Genomic DNA, 17,521 nt, shown 5'->3' with positions numbered 1-17,521 from the left:
GGATATGGATTTTAATGGGGGTTAGATAGGTTGATCAATGTGGGTGAATTTGAAAGCAATGATATCAGTTTGATGAAGAGAGAGGTGGGTGATACTGATAGAAGGGGGAGAGGAAGTACAAATACAATTCTGCATACTAAACTATCAATACCGAGATTTCCTGTTGACTGTATGTGTCGTAAGAGATTGCTTGAAAGGTTGAATGAAATAACCGAAAAAAGCCTTACTCTCGTAACAGGTCCTGCCGGTTATGGAAAAACTATGCTGGTTAGTAAGTGGATTATGGATAATACAGAAAGAATAAAGGCGTGCTGGGTGTCTTTAGACGAGAATGATAATAATTCGCATAATCTCTGGTTCTATGTTGGAGCAGCTATCAGCAAGATCAATTCAGGGTTTTTTAGTGAGGAAGTGAATATATCCCCAGAGTTGCCGACAAAATCGATTGAAATATTCATTAACTGGATAATAAATAGTATGTATGAAATAAATCATGAGGTTGTTCTAGTGATAGATGATTACCATTTGGTCTGCAATAAGTACATTCATGAATCATTACAATATTTTATCAGTAATATGCCAGAAAACATGCATATTGTCATTATATCAAGGACAGTACCGACAATGAGGCTTGGAAGACTCAGAGGCCATGGGAAACTAGTAGAGGTCAAGTCCCAAGAACTTAAGCTTACTTACAGCGAAATTTGTGAGTACTTACTAAATACTACCAATCTATGTCTGGCTGAAGAAGAATTAAGGAAACTGGAGAAGTACACTGAAGGCTGGATTGCTGCATTAAACCTTATAGTACTGAAGATTAAGAACAGCAGCAATATTAAGGATTACCTGAGCAATAAATGTCATGTGGATGAATATTTAGTTGATTATATATCTGAATAAGTGTTCAACCTATTGGAAGACAAAACAAAGGAGTTTTTGGTAAAGACTTCAGTTTTGGACACACTTAATGCTTCATTATGCAATGAAGTAGCAGGTATAAACTATTCTGGGGAAATAATCAGCAGGCTGGAAAAAAATAATGTTCTTATCAATGCTCTTGATGAGGAAAAAGTTAACTATAAATACCACAGCCTTTTTTCTGAATATCTGAAGCAGAGACTTGTGAGGACGAGCTCTGATTTTGTTGAAGAGCTTTTCTTAAGAGCCAGCAGGTGGTATGAAAACAATAATATAATAAAAGAAGCTATTGATTATTCTGTAAGGTCAAGAAACTGCAAAAACACTGTCAGACTTATAGAAAAGTTCGGTGAAGTAATGATTATCAACAGTGATTCCAAAAGGCTGGCAAGCCTGATTGAATCTCTACCCGAGAATATTGTGGGTGATAATCCACGATTGTGCACTCTCTATACAATAGCCGTTGTAGGCACCAATTACATAAACCAGAACAGTATCCGTATAGGTAAGATTCAAGTTAATCTTGGGAAGGATTCCTTTAGAGAATCAGAAAAAGAACTGAAAATGATTGGAATGATGCTTGCATATACAAATGAAGATTTTAATAAAGTTTTAGAATATTCTCAGGGTATATCCAACGGCTATTCTAAAGATGACTGTATTCAGTTCATACATTACAAGGTGCTGTGGCATGTATTCAGTACACTAGGCAATCAGGCAGAAGCACGGCATTATTTAAATATGTTTATAAAAGGCTTAAAAAGAAAAAAGTTCTTTAGTGAAATTTTCATAGAGACATGCTATATATATGCGACGGTACAGATTCTAGTCGGTGTGGGGAAATATAAGGATGCCAGTAAATTGGCAGAGAGCCTTGAGAATAAGTATAGTTCGCGCAATGTTTCGGTGCCATCAATAGGAAACACTTTATATTTACATTTGGGTTATCTGTATTTTGAACTTGGAGATCAGGAACGGGCATACAGAAATGTTAAAAAGTGCATAGAACTTAGCTGCATGAAAATAGATATTCCCAGGCTGATAAGCAGCTATACTCTCGTGGCAAGGATACATTGCAGCAGGGGAGACATTAATGACATGATGTCATTCATCAGAAAAGTGGAAGAATTATGTGATACATTTAATTCACAGCTTATGGTAATAAGCTTAATAATGTACATAGCTAGAATATTATTGAAGGTTGGGGCGGTTGAATATACAGAAAGGCTGTTTGACAAATACAATATTAATCTCCAGAAAAGTTTTGATGTTGCTTATGAGGATGCACATCTTGCCCTGGCAGACCTGCTTGCAGTAAAAGGAGAATTTGAGAACGCAGAGTCAATTCTGAACAGACTGCATCAAGAGGTAGCCAGAACCGAAAGACACTTCAGTTATGTACGACTGATGATCTTAAAATCACTGCTAGCAAAACAAAAGGGCGATGATTCTGAAATGGTGAATTATATGAAAAAAGCACTGCAAAGAGCGTCAGAACAGGGCTATATTAGTGCTTTTACAGAGTTTGGAGAACCTGTAGCTGAGATAATATGCAAGATTTTGAAGCAGTCAGGTAATGTGAGTGCAGATGAGACAAGAGAAAAGGAGTTTGCTGCAGTAATTTTGAATCATATGAAAAAATTGCGGAGCAACGCATTCAATATAAAGCCGGAGTTATTGGAATGCCTCAGCAGGAGAGAAATGGAAGTACTGAAATATAAAAATAGTGGTCTGACAAATAAAGAGATTGCAGAAAAACTTTTTGTAGCAGAATCCACAATAAAAAAGCACATAAATAATATTAACAGGAAAAAGGGAGTAAAAAAAAGTAATTAAATGTTTGTTTTAATGAAAATGAACACAGGGGGGTGAAGAAAAATTCACCCCCCTGTGTTTTTCATATTTAAAGGGAGTATAATAATCAACCTCTCAGGCAGAGCGATTAGCATGTCTTACACTGACAAGCTTTGATATCATTATAAAGGGTGGACAAAAAATGACAAAAAAAACTAGTGTTTTTCGCTCTAACAATAATGGGAGGGAAAATTGGTGAATAGCTTTACTAGTAACTCAGTAGACAGATCAATGAGGCTTGTTTTTGACTTGCATGGAATTGAATTCACTGATGAAATCACAATCCATGATATTAGTGAAATACTTGGTTTGATGGGTGGTTTCAGTCGCAGTATCGCTTTACATTGCATAAGAGTGTCAAACTATTCAACTGCAATCGGTAAGCGAATGAGATTATCAGGTAGGGAAGTAAAGCTGCTTTGGGTAGCATCTTTATTCCATGATATTGGTAAGATAAAAATTCCGAAAGAGATCCTGAACAAACCATCAAAGCTCACAAAAGAGGAATATGAGGTAGTCAAAACGCACTCCCGTAAAGGATATGAGATTGTGAGACAAAATACACAAATGGAAGAGCTTTCAAATATAATATTGTACCACCATGAAAGATTTGACGGTAGTGGTTATCCTACATACAAGTCAGGGGGAGATATTCCCTTACTATCCAGGATAATTGCTGTAGCAGATTCCTTTGACGCTATGACTACTGACAGACCATATAGTATGGCACTTTCTCTGCAGCAAGCAATAGATGAACTCGAACGTGGACATCAGACACAGTTTGACGGAGACATTGTTGACTGCTTTATTGATTTGCTTGGGAGCAGTGAAATTAAACCAAAAGAATGTAACATTGCTTTTGGACTTGTTTGAGGAGGTAAAGCGTGAAATCAATTAAATTTAAATTAATACTCCTGACACTTATATTAGTAATTGTTCCATTTATAATATCTAATGTTCTTAATAGCTATTTTATTAGCAATGATTATCAAACAACGATAGAAGCTAACGGTAAAGCAATGGCCAGTGCTATTGCGGATTATGTAAAACTGTATGTTGAGAAAGCGTACAGTATTACAGACGAAATAGCAAATAACAGCGATATAGAAAGTTTTGACGGAGGAAGGCAAAAGTCAGTTTTAGAATATAGCAGTACCCAAAATAGTTTTTTCGAACTTCTTTTCATACAGGGTACGGATGGAATGCAGACCGCCAGATCCAGTGGAGAACTTGGAGACAGGTCCAACCGATGGTGGTTCACTGAAATAATGAATAACAGAGAGCCTTTTGTAAGTAAATCATATTACTCACTTTCAGGAAATGCTGCAGTTACATCAATTTTCTTTCCCATATATGATTCAGCTTCAAATATGATAGGGATAATGGGGGCGGATCTTAAGCTTGACTCTTTACAGTCAACCGTTGAAAGGTTCAGCAGTGACAAAGGGTTCTATGCTTATATAATAGACGGTGAAGGTGTCGTAATTGCACACCCTGAAAGTGATCAGGTCGCTGAGCTATATAATTATAAAACTCTGAAAAGAACTGTACTTCTTAAAGACAGCAGCGGTAATGTAATGAGTGATGAAAATGGGAACCAAATGGCTGAATTGGTGGATATAAAAGTACCGAAAAAGCTTAAAGAAATTACGGAAGCTGCTTTATCCGGCGAATCTGGAGTAGCTGAGTACAAAGACAATAACGGTGACCTGGTAATAAGTGCATATAACTGCATACAGCTGCCGGGAAAATCAGATAATTGGGCTGTTATAACAGTTCAAAAGAAATCGGATGCTTTAGGCTTTGTGGCTAATATCATGAGAAGAAATATAATTATTGCAGTTGCTTTGGTGTTAATAATAGTGCTATTAACTTATTTCATATCTTCGAGTATTACTATACCTATTGTCACCATAAAAGAGCTAATAGAGAAAGCTTCCAAAGGAGATTTGACTCATGTCAGTAGCTATGAGTCCAACAACGAACTGGGTAAGTTGAGCAGTGGTTATAATTTAATGGTAAACAGCATGAAAAATCTTGTGACAGAAATTTTAGAAGCTGCTAACCTAACATACAACTCATCCAGACTACTTGCCTCAACGGTTGAAGAAACTGCTGTTTCAATTGAGGAGGTTGCCAGAGCAATTTCAGGTGTTGCAGAAGGTGCAAACAACCAGGCACAGAATGTTCAGCAAGGGGTTGAAATTACTACACAGCTTTCTAGAGAGCTTGATTTAATGGCAATATATGTTAAACAAGGGGAAAGTGCTTCTGCACAAGTTATGTCTGCAAATTATAAAGGAATTGAAGCAATAAAGATGCTAAAGGAAAAATCTGATGAAAACAGTAAGGTTACAAATACAGTTGAAAATATAATATGCAATTTAGGTGATAAAGCTAAAGAGATAGGCAACATAATTGCTACAATAACTAATATATCTACCCAGACAAATTTGCTTGCGCTTAATGCCGCAATTGAAGCTGCCCGTGCCGGTGAAGCCGGAAAAGGCTTTGCTGTTGTAGCTGATGAAGTAAGAAAGCTTGCAGAAAATACTGCGAAATCAAGTAATAGTATAGAAGAAATTATCTCAACAGTTCAGTCGGATATCGCCCAAGCACAGGAGTCTATGAATTATGCGGGGAAGGTAGTATCAGAGCAGAACATTGCTGTAGAGAATACTGAGAAAACTTTTAATAATATAGCAGTAGTAATTGAAGATATTGTGGATAAAATTAGCAACACTTCAAACTGTATTGAAAATATTATAGACACAAAAAACAAAATGACTAATATAATAGATGAGATTTCAAATATATCCCAGGATATAGCAGCTGCAACCCAAGAGGTATCTGCTTCAACGGAGGAACAGAATGCAGCAATCGAGCAAGTAGCTTCTTTGTCAGAAGATTTAAGCTCTGTAGCAAAAGAACTTCAAGAAAAGACAGGGATATTTACACTCTAAAGTTATTTTGCAGTAGGATAAAGACTTTTTGACGAAAGTCCCTCCTAGCAGGTAAGAGATTTGGATGGAGAGCTCTAGAAGTCCGGAATGCAAATTTTGATAGGAGGATAAGAATATGTCAAGGATACAATTTGTTATTTTTGAGCTGAATAATAAACATTATGGCATAGACATACTCAAGGTAAGGGAGATAGTTCCGTATATAGAATCCACAAAATTCCCGATACTCCTGAATATATTGAAGGTATAATCAACTTCAGAGGAGATATTATACCAATTGTAAATCTGCGAAAGTATTTTTGATGGATAACGGTAAAGACCCAAAAGGTACAAGGATAATAATTCTGAATGAAGATGACAAACAGCGGGGAATTATTGCTGATGAGGCTTCATAGGTCCAATGTATTGCTTTGGAGAATCAAAATAAATGATGCAGTAGGTCCGATAATTAAAAACATTGCCGGGTAGACCAATTTGCCGGCTTTAATCGCAGCGACAGAGGCAGCTCGGGCAGGGAAAGCGGAAGGGGTTTATCTATGTAGCTGAGGAGATTCTAGCAAAACTGGATGAGGAGACGTAGATAAGTATATGCAGCTTTAAGTACTAAATAATGAGAAAAGATGCTGTTTTACAAGGTAAAAATTTATAAGAATACTATTTTTTAAAATACTGCCTCAAAAAACATTGTGAAGGGGTGTCCGAATGAAAACTCCAGACTTGCTACTTTTCAAGCTTTGTGATGAGGTGTTTGGTATAAATGTTTCAGATGTAAAGGATATTAAAGTGTTTGAGAAAATAACTAAAATCCCTGATTCTTCAGAGTATGTTGAGGGAATTATTGCTGCAAGAGGAGACATAACTGTAGTTATTAACTTAAAAATGCTGCTAGATCTTGAAGATTCAACAGTTTTCAATGATTCACGGATAATTATAGTCAATTCTGAAAAAATCCAATTAGGGCTTTTAGTTGATGAAGTGGTAGGAAATTTAGTTTCAGGTGTTAACAGATATGAGCAATATTCTAATATAAATCCGGAAGTTAATAAAAATTATATTATAGAAATTAGAAAGCATAAAGGAAAACATATAATGGTTTTGGATTTAGATAGCATAGAAAGAGCTATTAAAATATGATGACTGTATAAAAATACTGAAAAATACTATGACGTTTGGGTTCTCAGCAGAGTTTCTACAAAATCGAAAGACTACTCATGTGTTGTTTACTCAATTCTATGGAGGTTATTATAAAAGTGAAAGTAGAATATATTAATCCATATATACAAGCAGCTCAGGCAGTAATCAAGACACTTTGTAACACTGAAACAAAGCTTAGTAAAGTATATTTGAGAAATTCTCCGTTTTCTGTTAATCAAGTAGTAATAATGATTGGTGTAATTGGGGAAATCAAGGGGCAGGTATGCTTTGAACTATCTATAGAGACTGCAAAAAAATTGCTTCTTCCATGATGAGCGGCATGCCCGTTGAGGAACTAAATGAAATTAGCAAGAGTGCAATTTCTGAAATGGGAAACATGATTATGGGTAATGCCAGTACTATACTCGCAGAAAGAAATATTAATATTGACATTACTCCACCATCTTTGCTTACGGGAGAGCAAATTGAGATCTCCAGTAAAGTTTCAACAATCGTTATTCCATTAGAAATTGAAGGCATAGGAGCTGTTTCAATCAATATCACTGCAGAGGAGATAACTTAAATCTGCACTGGTATGCAGTACCTGAGATTGCCTTGCCCCTTGAACCGTTATAGTATAAGGTGTAGTCATTGCTTTTAGATATTGCAATTTATGAACTGAGATTTTAATTTTATTATCTATTTTGTATAGTGTCAATTTAGGATTTGGTAAATTCATGTATTTTTTGTTGAAACAAATACTCTAAAGATATACAATTATAGAAGATTGTAGTTTATTTTTTTGGAAGTATAGGGCTCCAGAAATATTATAATAACAATCTAGTAGTTGTGAGCTTGTAAGAAAAATGGTGTATTGCAATGTCAAATCATCAGGCTTCAGAAAAAGCAGAACTGATGAATATTATGCCAATCCAACTTGAAAGTACGTATATTGATGATAGCGGGTTCCTAGAAATTGTATAGAAAACAAATAATAAGATATATACTGAGCAAATTGGAGGGATTTATGCATATTGGTGAAGTATTGCCCTTAGTTATTTTGGGTGTCATTTTGCAGGTATTGATACAAGCATATATTATAAAGCATTGTTGGGAAAATACTCACCTAAGCCTGCGTCATAAATTCATATATATACTTGCAATAACTGTGTTCAATTTACCGGCAGCGGCAGTATATTTAATTAACAACCGTGAAAAATCAACGGAACGTGACAACGATTTTCTAGATAATAATATTGATAATAACCTTCGACAGGGGATCTTTATTCTTCTTGTTGTCGCATTCGAGATTTTTTCGATACGCATCATTTCTGATAACATCGGGAATGAACATTACCTTCTAATTGTCAGTCTGATGGCTTATTGTCTTATCATCATGTTAATCAATAATCTGATGGTGAGGGAATGTCACCGCCTCTTGTACTATATGCTGCCCACCATACAACTGCTATTGGCGGTATCGGTACAGTATCTCGACAGTACATATAATGCACAGTATATTTCAATAATCGTCACAGTCGCAATTATCAATAAATTTCCTATGTCACTTGCTAAAATTTATTCAGGGGCAGCATTTTTCACTTTCCTAATCGGCAATACTGCGAAAGTACTTAAATACTACAGCACTTTGGGTTTGAACGATATAATCAGTTATCTGTATGTCAATACTTTGATATTCTTACTAATTGTTGTGGCATTTTATTCCCTTAAGAAACAGCTTTTGACCAGCCGAAATCTGGATATGGCGCTAAAAAGAGTAAGAGAACAGGCTGGACAGATCGAGAAGATGGGGGCACTGGCAGAACGCATCAGGATAACAGCCGAGATGCATGATACCGTCGGACACACACTAACCAGTGCTGTCATGTCTATTGAAGCAGCTGAGAAGCTGTTTGAGATGGATGTTGGAGAAACAGCACCAAAATTGTCTCTTGCTAAGGAGCAGGTTAGACGCGGTCTTGAAGATATTCGAAGTATGGCTAGAATCGCGCGGATTGGCGGCGAGAAGGGGTTGGAACATGAAATCAGTAATATCATTGAGGAAATCCGGAAGATCTCAGACATAACCGTAAACAGTATTGTCGAGTTGAAAACCGATTTGCTATCTGTTCAGAGAGGTATTCTAGTGCTTGCTATAAAGGAATGTGCGACTAATGCGTTGAAGCATGGGTGTTGCAGCGAAATCGACATACTTTTACAGGAATATAAGGGAGATGTTCACCTTACCTTTTCTGATAACGGCGAAGGCGCAGAGCAGGTTGTACCGGGGTCAGGACTTTCTATCATGAAAGAGCGTGTACAGAGCGTCGGAGGTACACTAGTAGTTGACAGCCAAAAAGGAGAAGGCTTTACCGTCAGTATTTCAGTTCCTATTGGTAACAGTCAGGGAGGTGTTTGATATGAATACAATTTGTGTACTGCTGGCAGATAATCAAACAATTATCCGTGACGGTCTGCGCGCACTGCTGGAAGCCTGTCCGGATATTCAGGTGATTGCTGAGGCGAATAATGGCAGACAAGCCTATGAAATGGTCATAGAACATCATCCGGATGTTGTCCTAATGGATATTAGAATGCCGGAGGTAGACGGTGTTGATGCAACCCGTCTTATCAAAGATAATTTTCCGGAAACGACAGTTATCATATTGACAACCTTTGACGATGACGAATATATCATCAATGCCATGACTTGTGGTGCCTCTGGCTATTTGCTCAAGGATATAGGTGGCGAAAAGCTGATTGAAGCAATACGAGACGGAGTTCGCGGCAATATCATTTTGCCCGGCAGAATTGCAGCAAAAATCACCTCTCGTCTTGTGCAGAACCAAACATCTAAAGTTGAGCTTGATGATTTTACTGAGAGAGAAAAAGAGATTATCAAGTTGCTTGTGCTTGGGAAAAGCAATAGGGAAATTGCTCAGATACTGCTTCTCTCGGTTGGCACAGTAAAGAATTATATAAGTCAAATATACAGTAAGGCTAATATCAACGATCGGACAAATGCGGTTTTACTTTTTAAAAAAATAGGGTTATAACTTTATACTTATTATCAGAAAGGAGAGGTTTGACCTCTTCTGTTTTAATTTTTATACAAATATTGCTCTTGGCATGACTTGGGTCACTTATCATATGACTATGTCCAAGGTTAGAATTTTATTGGCACTGTATATTGTAGGTAATTTCGAGTGAACAAAATACAATATGGTTGAGAGCTATGAAGGGAGTTAGCATATGAATGAAATATCATATGCAAATCTAATAAATAAGACTATATCTGCGGCTATTATGGCCGTCATGAAAAGAGGATGAAAATGAATAAAGATAATAAGTATTATACTAACCAAAACAGAGAAGCATGGAACGAAGCTATGCCAAAACACCAAGCTGCATCAAAAGAAGAATTAGATCAGTTGTTTTCAACACCGGGTTATATTTGTCAAAAGGATAAGAATCTTTTACAAGTATTAGAAAGAATAGATGTTCAAGGTAAGGATGTAATTCACCTTTGCTGCAATAATGGAGTTGAATTGTTGTCTATAAAAAATATGGGTGCCAATCGTTGTGTTGGTATTGATATCTGTGATGAAGCAATAGAAGAAGCACAAGAACGAGCAAAAAAGTTCAATATTGATTGTGAATTTATTCGCTCTGATGTTTATGATATTTCAGAAGAACTTTATAACTCTTTTGATATTGTTCATATTACTGCTGGTTGTATTGGGTGGATTCCAGACCCGGGCGGTTTCTTCAAGATAATTTCAGATTTATTAAGAGTAAATGGGATTGTTCTTATACATGAAATTCATCCCTTTAGTGAAATGTTACCTTTTGATGATAACAATATTGAAGACAGGCTGAAAATTATAGAACCATATTTTAGGGATGAGCCAATTGTCGAAAACTGCAGCCTGGATTATGTGGGGGGGACGGATTATGCTGCAAAAACACATTATTGGTTTGTTCATACAGTTTCTACATTAATCATGGCGTTAGTTAATAATGACCTTCGGATAGAATATTTTTCTGAATATGCCAAAGATATATCTGCAGGGCATAAAAAGCAGGAAGAATTAAATGCACAAATTCCATTAAGTTATATTTTAATTGGCAAAAAGTAGTATAAGTGTTTGTACGTATGGACAAGCAATAAATCAAATGCTCAATGACACTAAGATACATATAAATGAAACTTTTCAAATTGTAACAAAACTAGATGAATTCCAAGGTTTAACAAAAGAGATGTTTCTCAATAAAGGAGTTTTTATACTGCTTATATAGATAAACATGTAGAAGGGAGTTTGCTTTATGTCAAGTAGACAGGTTGTAGTATTTAAGCTAAATAGTGAATTCTATGGAATAGACATATTAAAGGTAAAGGAAATCTGTTCTTATGCAGAATCGGTCCCAATTCCTAATACCCCCGAATTTGTGGAGGGAATAATCAATTTTCGCGGTGATATTATACCAATTATCAACCTGCGAAAAATACTATTACTAGGAACAAAAGAGCATGATATAGGTACAAGAATAATAATTGCCAGCGAAGGGAATAAACAGTTGGGGATAATTGTGGATGAAGTCTCTGAGGTTTTGCATATAAGCATTAAAGATATCGATACCATATCAGAACTGACAAAGGTAAAGAACAAGAGATTAATAAGCGGTATAGGCAAGTTGAAGGATAGGATTATTATACTTCTTGATTTGGTTGAATTGACAAGTGATAGGTTAAATATTATGGAAGAGGCATAGTCTGGAGAAATCTTATATAAAAATTTAAAATGCTGCAAGGAGGAATTTAACATGATGTCAAAAAGTAGAAGTGAAGTAAGCGGATATAAGGGAATAGGCTTAAAGCTGAATGTATTTCTTTTGTGCTTTTTTATTGCCATATCTCCTCTTATTATATTGTTCATAAGTAGTTACAATACATCTAAAGACAAACTGCTGGATGCCGGTGAAGAAAAATCTAGGGAGATTATCAAATATACTATGGGAATATTATCTTCCTACGATCAAATGGTTAAGGAAGGGAAAATGAGCCTTGATGTAGCTCAGGAGAAAGCAAAAACAACACTGCTCGGACCTATGAAAAGCGATGGAACAAGAGATCTGTTGCAGTCCATTGTGTGTGCAACACCTGATGTTTATGTATATGCAATTGATAAAAGCGCTGATGTTCTAATGCATCCATTTCTGGAAGGCGCCAGTATTAATGGCTATATTTCTGCTGATGGACAAGATTTGGGAGTACTTCTAACCGACGAATCAAAGTTCAATAAAGTTGTTGAGTATCTGTTCGAAAATGATATGACCGGGGAGACAGACATTGCCTATGACTACAGGGAATATTTTGAGCCTTGGGGCTGGATTTTGGCTTATGGCTCTAGTGCAGAATTTATTTACATCAACCCATTAAGAGATATGATAAATTCTTATGTGTTTGTTGGAGCAATTACTATGTTGATAGTATTATTAGCAGTATTCTTTCTTACTTCGGGAATAACCGGACCAATTAAAGAGTTATCAAAGGTTATAGACAGGTTGTCCAGCTATGATTTGACTTTTAATGAGGATAGTAAAGCAACAAAATTCCTGAAAAGAAAAGATGAAATAGGTTCAATAACTAGGTCGCTTGCAACAATGCAGAAAAACTTAGTTAACCTGACAAAAGAGATAACTGGCACTTCGCAACAGGTTGCAGCTGCTTCTGTAGAACTTACTGCTTACAGCAGACAGTCGACTTCATCAGCAGAAGAAATAGCCAGAACTATAGATGAAATAGCAAGGGGAGCTAGCGATCAGGCGAAGAACACTGAAGACGGCTCTATATGCATAAACGAACTGGGTCAACTGATAGAAAAAGATCAAAAGTATATTGAAGATCTGAATTATGCTGCTAATGAAGTAAATACATTAAAGAACGAGGGATTGCAAGGTCTGAAGGATCTAGTGGAAAAGACGGAGCTCAGCAGTACCGCATCAAAAAATATTCATGATATAATTATTAATACTAACGAGAGTGCGAAGAAAATTGAAAACGCAAGTCAAATGATCAAAAGCATTGCAGAACAGACAAATTTACTAGCTCTTAACGCAGCTATAGAAGCAGCACGGGCGGGAGAGACAGGCAGAGGTTTTGCAGTTGTAGCCGAAGAAATACGAAGGCTTTCAGAACAGTCTAACTCATTTACAGGTGAAATTACGGAAGTAATCGGGGAATTGACTGGAAAAACACAGTATGCGGTAGAGACAATACAAGAGGTTGCTAAACTAATTTTATCTCAGGCAGAAAGTGTAGAAGAGAGCAATGCGAAATTCGAAGGAATTGCCGCTTCAATTGAAAGAATGAAGAGAGTGATAGAAGATATCAACCAATCAGGACTTGAAATGCAAAACAAGAAACAACAGATTATAGGTATTATAGAAAACCTATCAGCTATATCAGAAGAGAATGCAGCTGGTACACAAGAGGCCTCGGCGTCAATAGAAGAACAAACCTCCTCTATGGAGGAAATAGCCAACTCAAGTGAAGTTTTGGCGAAAATGGCTGAGGAAATGCAAAAGAGCATATGTAAATTTAAGTATTAATAAAAAAATGTGATCTGGAATTTTAGTGACGCATTTTCATGTACTGGAAATAATAATTAGACTCTATAGAACTAGAGCGGCGTGAGGGACGTATCAAGATATATGTGCCTTGTGTTGCGCAAAAATATTTCACATAATTACATCAGTAGACAAGGATACAAGGATGAAAAATATAGTAAAGAGAATATTTAACCAAACAATAATTCAGGTATTGATTGTCTCTTTTGTATTTATATTTACCTTTTCGAAGTTGAATCTGATCAAGGAAAGAGTGGTACCGTTTGTTCCGATTGATGAATATATCTCTCATCTTGATGAGCAAATCCCCGTGCTTATGGATACATATGGTATTCCGGGGAGTAGTATTGCTATTGTCAATAAGGGGAAGCTTGCCTGGTCTGCAGCATACGGTTGTGCTGATGCAGAAAATGGGAGAAAACTGACAAGGGATACACCTATGCGGGTACAGTCTATATCAAAATCTATCACCGCCTGGGGTATTATGAAGTTGGTGGAGCAGGGGAAAATTGAACTTGATGACCCAATATTCCAATATTTTAAGAGTTGGCAATTTCCCGAATCCACTTTCTTAGCTGAGTTAACAGTACGGCATCTATTATGCCATACAGGAGGGTTACCTTTGGGGGATGTTTTTACAGTTTACTCACCTCAAGAAGAAATGCCCTCCCTTAGAGAAAAGCTTACAATGGAAGCTGTGCTTCTCAGAGAACCTGGCAGTACTTTTTCTTATTCAAATACAGGTTATAACCTGTTGGAGCTGCTTATTGAAGAAGTTACAGGGAAGCCTTTCTCCGAGTATATGCGGCAGGAGATTTTGATTCCTCTGGGAATGAATCATTCAACCTTTATCTGGAGTGAAAAGTTAGAGCCTGCAGTACCGGTAGGATATGATTTGAGCGGAAAGCCTGTTCCCGTTTATGTATATCCTGAGAAAGCATCGGGAGGGCTCTTTGCAACGGTAGAAGACATTGCCGCATTTACTATAGCAGGGATGAAGGGTACACCCAATGATATACAGATAATTAACACCAATACCATAGAAGTTATGTATAGTCCTGAAATTAAGAAAATCGGTATATATTCTTTTGTATTTGACGCGTATGGCTTAGGTCACTATATTGAAACGCTGCCGAAGGGTAAACAGGCAATTTCGCACGGGGGACAGGGAACTGGCATTATGACACATTTTCATGCAGTTCCCGAAACCGGTGATGCCATAGTAATTTTGACCAATAGTCAGAGAAGCTGGCCTTTTATTTCCTATCTGTTGAGGGATTGGGCACGGTGGCGTGGGTTTGAGTCCGTCGGAATGGGACGGATTATTTGGGGCAAATACGGGATAGGGGCTATCATTGCATTGAGCTGGTCAGTAATTATCATGCAAATTCTGAAGACAACGACATGGGTTATGAAAAGAAAGCATGAAGAAATATTTATAGCGAAGTACTCTAAGCTGCTTGCCATTGCACATACAGTCATAGCAATTATAATAATAATTGGACTTAGGTGGTGCCTTAGTCAGAAATATCTATTTATTTCATCAGTATTTCCGTTAGTATCTCAATGGCTGGGTATTTCAATGTTTGTTATGTCAATCAGCTTGCTGCTGACTCCATTATTATTAATAAATAAAAGCGCTTAGCAGTAATCAGCAAATTTCAGAAGAATTTTGCTGATTATTTGATATATATTGGAGGAGAGGTAATATAAGTCCAGAAAATAATAATAGAGGCATTTTGTTTAGATTTAATTTTGGAGATTTTCTATAGTAATTCTACTATTAAAATTGATAGAGCTAGAGGAAATTTCGATGGGTTAATTAGGAAACATATAATAACTTGGTTTTGGATGGAAGATAAGAATGGGGGTGCCGACATGGATCATGTAGTTTATGTGGATGCAAAATCAAATGAATTGGAAGAACTTATTACAGGAAGAAAAACTATGATTTTAAGGGGTGCAACAGGCAGAAAGTTGCCTTATGGCAGAGTAAACATTGGAGATATGCTATACTTTATTAATAACGACGGGGAAGGGAAGGTTAGGGCAAAAGGAAATGTGACTGATGTATACAATTCTGATAAAATGGCTGAAGATGAGTCTATTTCACTGGTTGAAAAGAATCAGGATAAACTGAGATTAACTGAAAAGCAATTTAATAAATGGGCAGGAAAAAGATATATTGTCTTAATTCAGGTTGGAAATGTAGACGCAATAGAACCTTTCAGAATTGACAAAAGTAATTATGGAAATATGGATGATTGGCTGCCTGTTGAAAACATAGATAGCGTAAGGCTATAAAGGAAATGTCCATGAGGGAAAACAGACTTCTGTTAATATTGCTGTTATCTGCAATCATATTTTGTCTATTATTTGCCTATATTCTTCCTATTAATAGGTATAGTCCAAAATCTCCCTATAATCCGGACATATGGATTTCAAAGTATAGTTATAATTCAAATGAACTATTGGATGTTAAATTCAACACTCACAACAGGGGAAGATTGTATTTTGATATTTTATTGAATGGAGTAAAGACAGAGGCATATTTAGATACGGGGAATGCTTTTGGCATATGTGTCTCTGAGCAAGCAGCCAAAGCAGATAAATTTCAGATATATAACTATACAAATGTGTATAACTCGGAAGGTGCTTTGATATCTGAATCTCCTCAGTTTAAAGTTAATAGTTTTTATATCGAAGGAAAGCAAATGAAATTAGATTCAGGTATTATCGTTGAAGGGAAAGACAGTTATATCGGGTTTGAACCATTTAAGGCAGGAAGGATTACTTTAGATTATAAGAATAAGAAAGTCGCCTTTAGTAAATCACGACTTCCTGAAAATATTACCAGCAGTGAAAGTCGTCAGGTTTTTAACTTTTTTATTATGGAAGGAAACGGAGAAGGCTATATAGTTATACCAATTAGAATAGATGAGGAAGAATACTACGCTATGGTTGACACAGGTGCCTCTGTCAGTGTGATAGACAGTAAAATAGCGAATCAAGTAAATGCAAAACAGAATATATTCGGCAGGGTTAAACTATCGAATTTAGAAATCGGGAGTTTTAAAACCAGTTTACCATCTGTTTCGGTCCATTCGCAGCGTGCAGTAGGCCGGGGCATTGAAAAAGAAATAATGGCTACAATAGGGGCTGATGTCCTTTGCCAATTTCTTGTTACGATTGATTATCAGCAAAGGCTTCTAATACTTGAAAGGTGAGTCAATGGCTTTTAGGAGCTTAATCTTAAACAGGAGTATTATCTGGTATATCAAATTATGTTATAATTTGAACAAATGGAGTCATTTCTATCAAATAGTGTTATATAATAACCTAAATTAGATAACGGAAATGACATTTTTATGAAGAAGGTGTGTTGAAATGAAAGAAGGGAAAATACCTCCAGAGCTTCTAAAGAGCCTGGTATTCAATAATATCAAAGTCAAAAGGGAAGAGGTCATATTGCGGCCTGAAATCGGAGAGGACTGCGCAGCTATAGATTTTGGCAGCTATGCCTGTGTCCTGTCAACGGATCCCATCACCGGAGCATCAGAAGGAGCCGGTACCTTGGCAATACACATATCCTGCAATGATGTCGCTACCAGCGGAGTGAGGCCTGTGGGTATAATGGTAACCGTACTGGCACCCCCTTCGGCTACAGAAGATGACATAAGGAAGGTTATGGAGGAGGCTGGGGAAGCAGCTGCAGCCCTTGGAGTGGAGATAATAGGGGGGCATACCGAGATCACATCAGCTGTCAACAGAATAGTTATATCTACCACAGCCTTGGGGAAGGTGCAAAAAGAAAGGATAGTCAGATCCTCAGGAGCTCAGACAGGGGATGATGTTATAATGACAAAATGGGCAGGACTGGAAGGTACTGCAATAATAGCTGCGGATAGGGAAAAGGAGCTTGCAGGCAGATTGTCCCCCGAGGAGATCAAAACAGCAAAAGCTTTTATAAAGCATATAAGCGTAGTGGAGGAAGGTGCTGCGGCAGGAGAGTTTGGAGCAAG

16 protein-coding genes and 1 pseudogene are annotated in these 17,521 nt (G+C 36.8%); all 17 read left to right on the top strand.

Translation table 11 applies throughout. The features are described 5' to 3' along the window. Positions 1-30: 30 nt before the first annotated feature. Positions 31-900, top strand: coding sequence for a hypothetical protein (locus ACESM9_RS09190; RefSeq protein ID WP_372997518.1), 870 nt, complete (start codon positions 31-33; stop codon positions 898-900). A 12-nt stretch (positions 901-912) separates the two neighbouring features. Next, on the top strand, positions 913-2,754 hold the full coding sequence (locus ACESM9_RS09185) for a LuxR C-terminal-related transcriptional regulator (protein WP_372997516.1): 1,842 nt from the start codon (positions 913-915) through the stop codon (positions 2,752-2,754). Between the two features lie 213 nt (positions 2,755-2,967). Continuing rightward, positions 2,968-3,645 carry an HD-GYP domain-containing protein gene (locus ACESM9_RS09180; RefSeq protein ID WP_372997514.1) on the top strand — a complete coding sequence of 226 codons (678 nt, stop codon included), beginning with the start codon at positions 2,968-2,970 and terminating at the stop codon, positions 3,643-3,645. An 11-nt stretch (positions 3,646-3,656) separates the two neighbouring features. After that, positions 3,657-5,735, top strand: a complete 2,079-nt coding sequence (locus ACESM9_RS09175; RefSeq protein ID WP_372997512.1) for a methyl-accepting chemotaxis protein — start codon at positions 3,657-3,659, stop codon at positions 5,733-5,735. A 115-nt stretch (positions 5,736-5,850) separates the two neighbouring features. Then, positions 5,851-6,038: pseudogene (locus ACESM9_RS09170) on the top strand (chemotaxis protein CheW). 399 nt (positions 6,039-6,437) lie between these two features. Continuing rightward, positions 6,438-6,869: a chemotaxis protein CheW gene (locus tag ACESM9_RS09165; RefSeq protein ID WP_372997510.1), complete on the top strand. Its 432-nt coding sequence runs from the start codon at positions 6,438-6,440 to the stop codon at positions 6,867-6,869. A gap of 116 nt (positions 6,870-6,985) precedes the next feature. Further along, positions 6,986-7,201 carry a hypothetical protein gene (locus tag ACESM9_RS09160; RefSeq protein WP_372997508.1) on the top strand — a complete coding sequence of 72 codons (216 nt, stop codon included), beginning with the start codon at positions 6,986-6,988 and terminating at the stop codon, positions 7,199-7,201. 8 nt (positions 7,202-7,209) lie between these two features. Further along, a complete protein-coding gene (locus tag ACESM9_RS09155; protein ID WP_372997506.1) occupies positions 7,210-7,452 on the top strand; it encodes a chemotaxis protein CheX in 243 nt (80 codons plus the stop codon). 444 nt (positions 7,453-7,896) lie between these two features. Then, positions 7,897-9,288, top strand: a complete 1,392-nt coding sequence (locus ACESM9_RS09150) for a sensor histidine kinase (RefSeq protein ID WP_372997504.1) — start codon at positions 7,897-7,899, stop codon at positions 9,286-9,288. 1 nt (position 9,289) lies between these two features. Beyond that, complete coding sequence (locus ACESM9_RS09145; RefSeq protein WP_372997502.1) at positions 9,290-9,925, top strand: response regulator; 636 nt, start codon at positions 9,290-9,292, stop codon at positions 9,923-9,925. Between the two features lie 276 nt (positions 9,926-10,201). After that, the gene (locus ACESM9_RS09140; protein ID WP_372997500.1) at positions 10,202-11,008 is read left to right on the top strand and encodes a class I SAM-dependent methyltransferase; all 807 of its coding nucleotides are present in this window, start codon (positions 10,202-10,204) and stop codon (positions 11,006-11,008) included. A 187-nt stretch (positions 11,009-11,195) separates the two neighbouring features. Continuing rightward, positions 11,196-11,642, top strand: a complete 447-nt coding sequence (locus ACESM9_RS09135; protein ID WP_372997497.1) for a chemotaxis protein CheW — start codon at positions 11,196-11,198, stop codon at positions 11,640-11,642. 51 nt (positions 11,643-11,693) lie between these two features. Next, positions 11,694-13,481 (top strand): methyl-accepting chemotaxis protein, encoded by a 1,788-nt coding sequence (locus tag ACESM9_RS09130; RefSeq protein ID WP_372997495.1) that lies wholly within the window; start codon positions 11,694-11,696, stop codon positions 13,479-13,481. 163 nt (positions 13,482-13,644) lie between these two features. Beyond that, on the top strand, positions 13,645-15,144 hold the full coding sequence (locus tag ACESM9_RS09125; protein ID WP_372997493.1) for a serine hydrolase domain-containing protein: 1,500 nt from the start codon (positions 13,645-13,647) through the stop codon (positions 15,142-15,144). Positions 15,145-15,377: 233 nt separating this feature from the next. Further along, complete coding sequence (locus ACESM9_RS09120; RefSeq protein ID WP_372997491.1) at positions 15,378-15,803, top strand: hypothetical protein; 426 nt, start codon at positions 15,378-15,380, stop codon at positions 15,801-15,803. Positions 15,804-15,814: 11 nt separating this feature from the next. Next, on the top strand, positions 15,815-16,726 hold the full coding sequence (locus ACESM9_RS09115) for a hypothetical protein (protein ID WP_372997489.1): 912 nt from the start codon (positions 15,815-15,817) through the stop codon (positions 16,724-16,726). A 160-nt stretch (positions 16,727-16,886) separates the two neighbouring features. After that, a partial coding sequence (locus tag ACESM9_RS09110) for an AIR synthase related protein (RefSeq protein WP_372997487.1) occupies positions 16,887-17,521 on the top strand: 635 nt, incomplete at its 3' end.

Origin of the sequence: Lutispora sp., assembly GCF_041687175.1 — a bacterium.
Lineage (GTDB): Bacteria > Bacillota > Clostridia > Lutisporales > Lutisporaceae > Lutispora.
The sequence above is the reverse complement of the archived record's forward strand: the minus strand, read 5'-3'. Positions and strand labels throughout refer to the sequence as shown.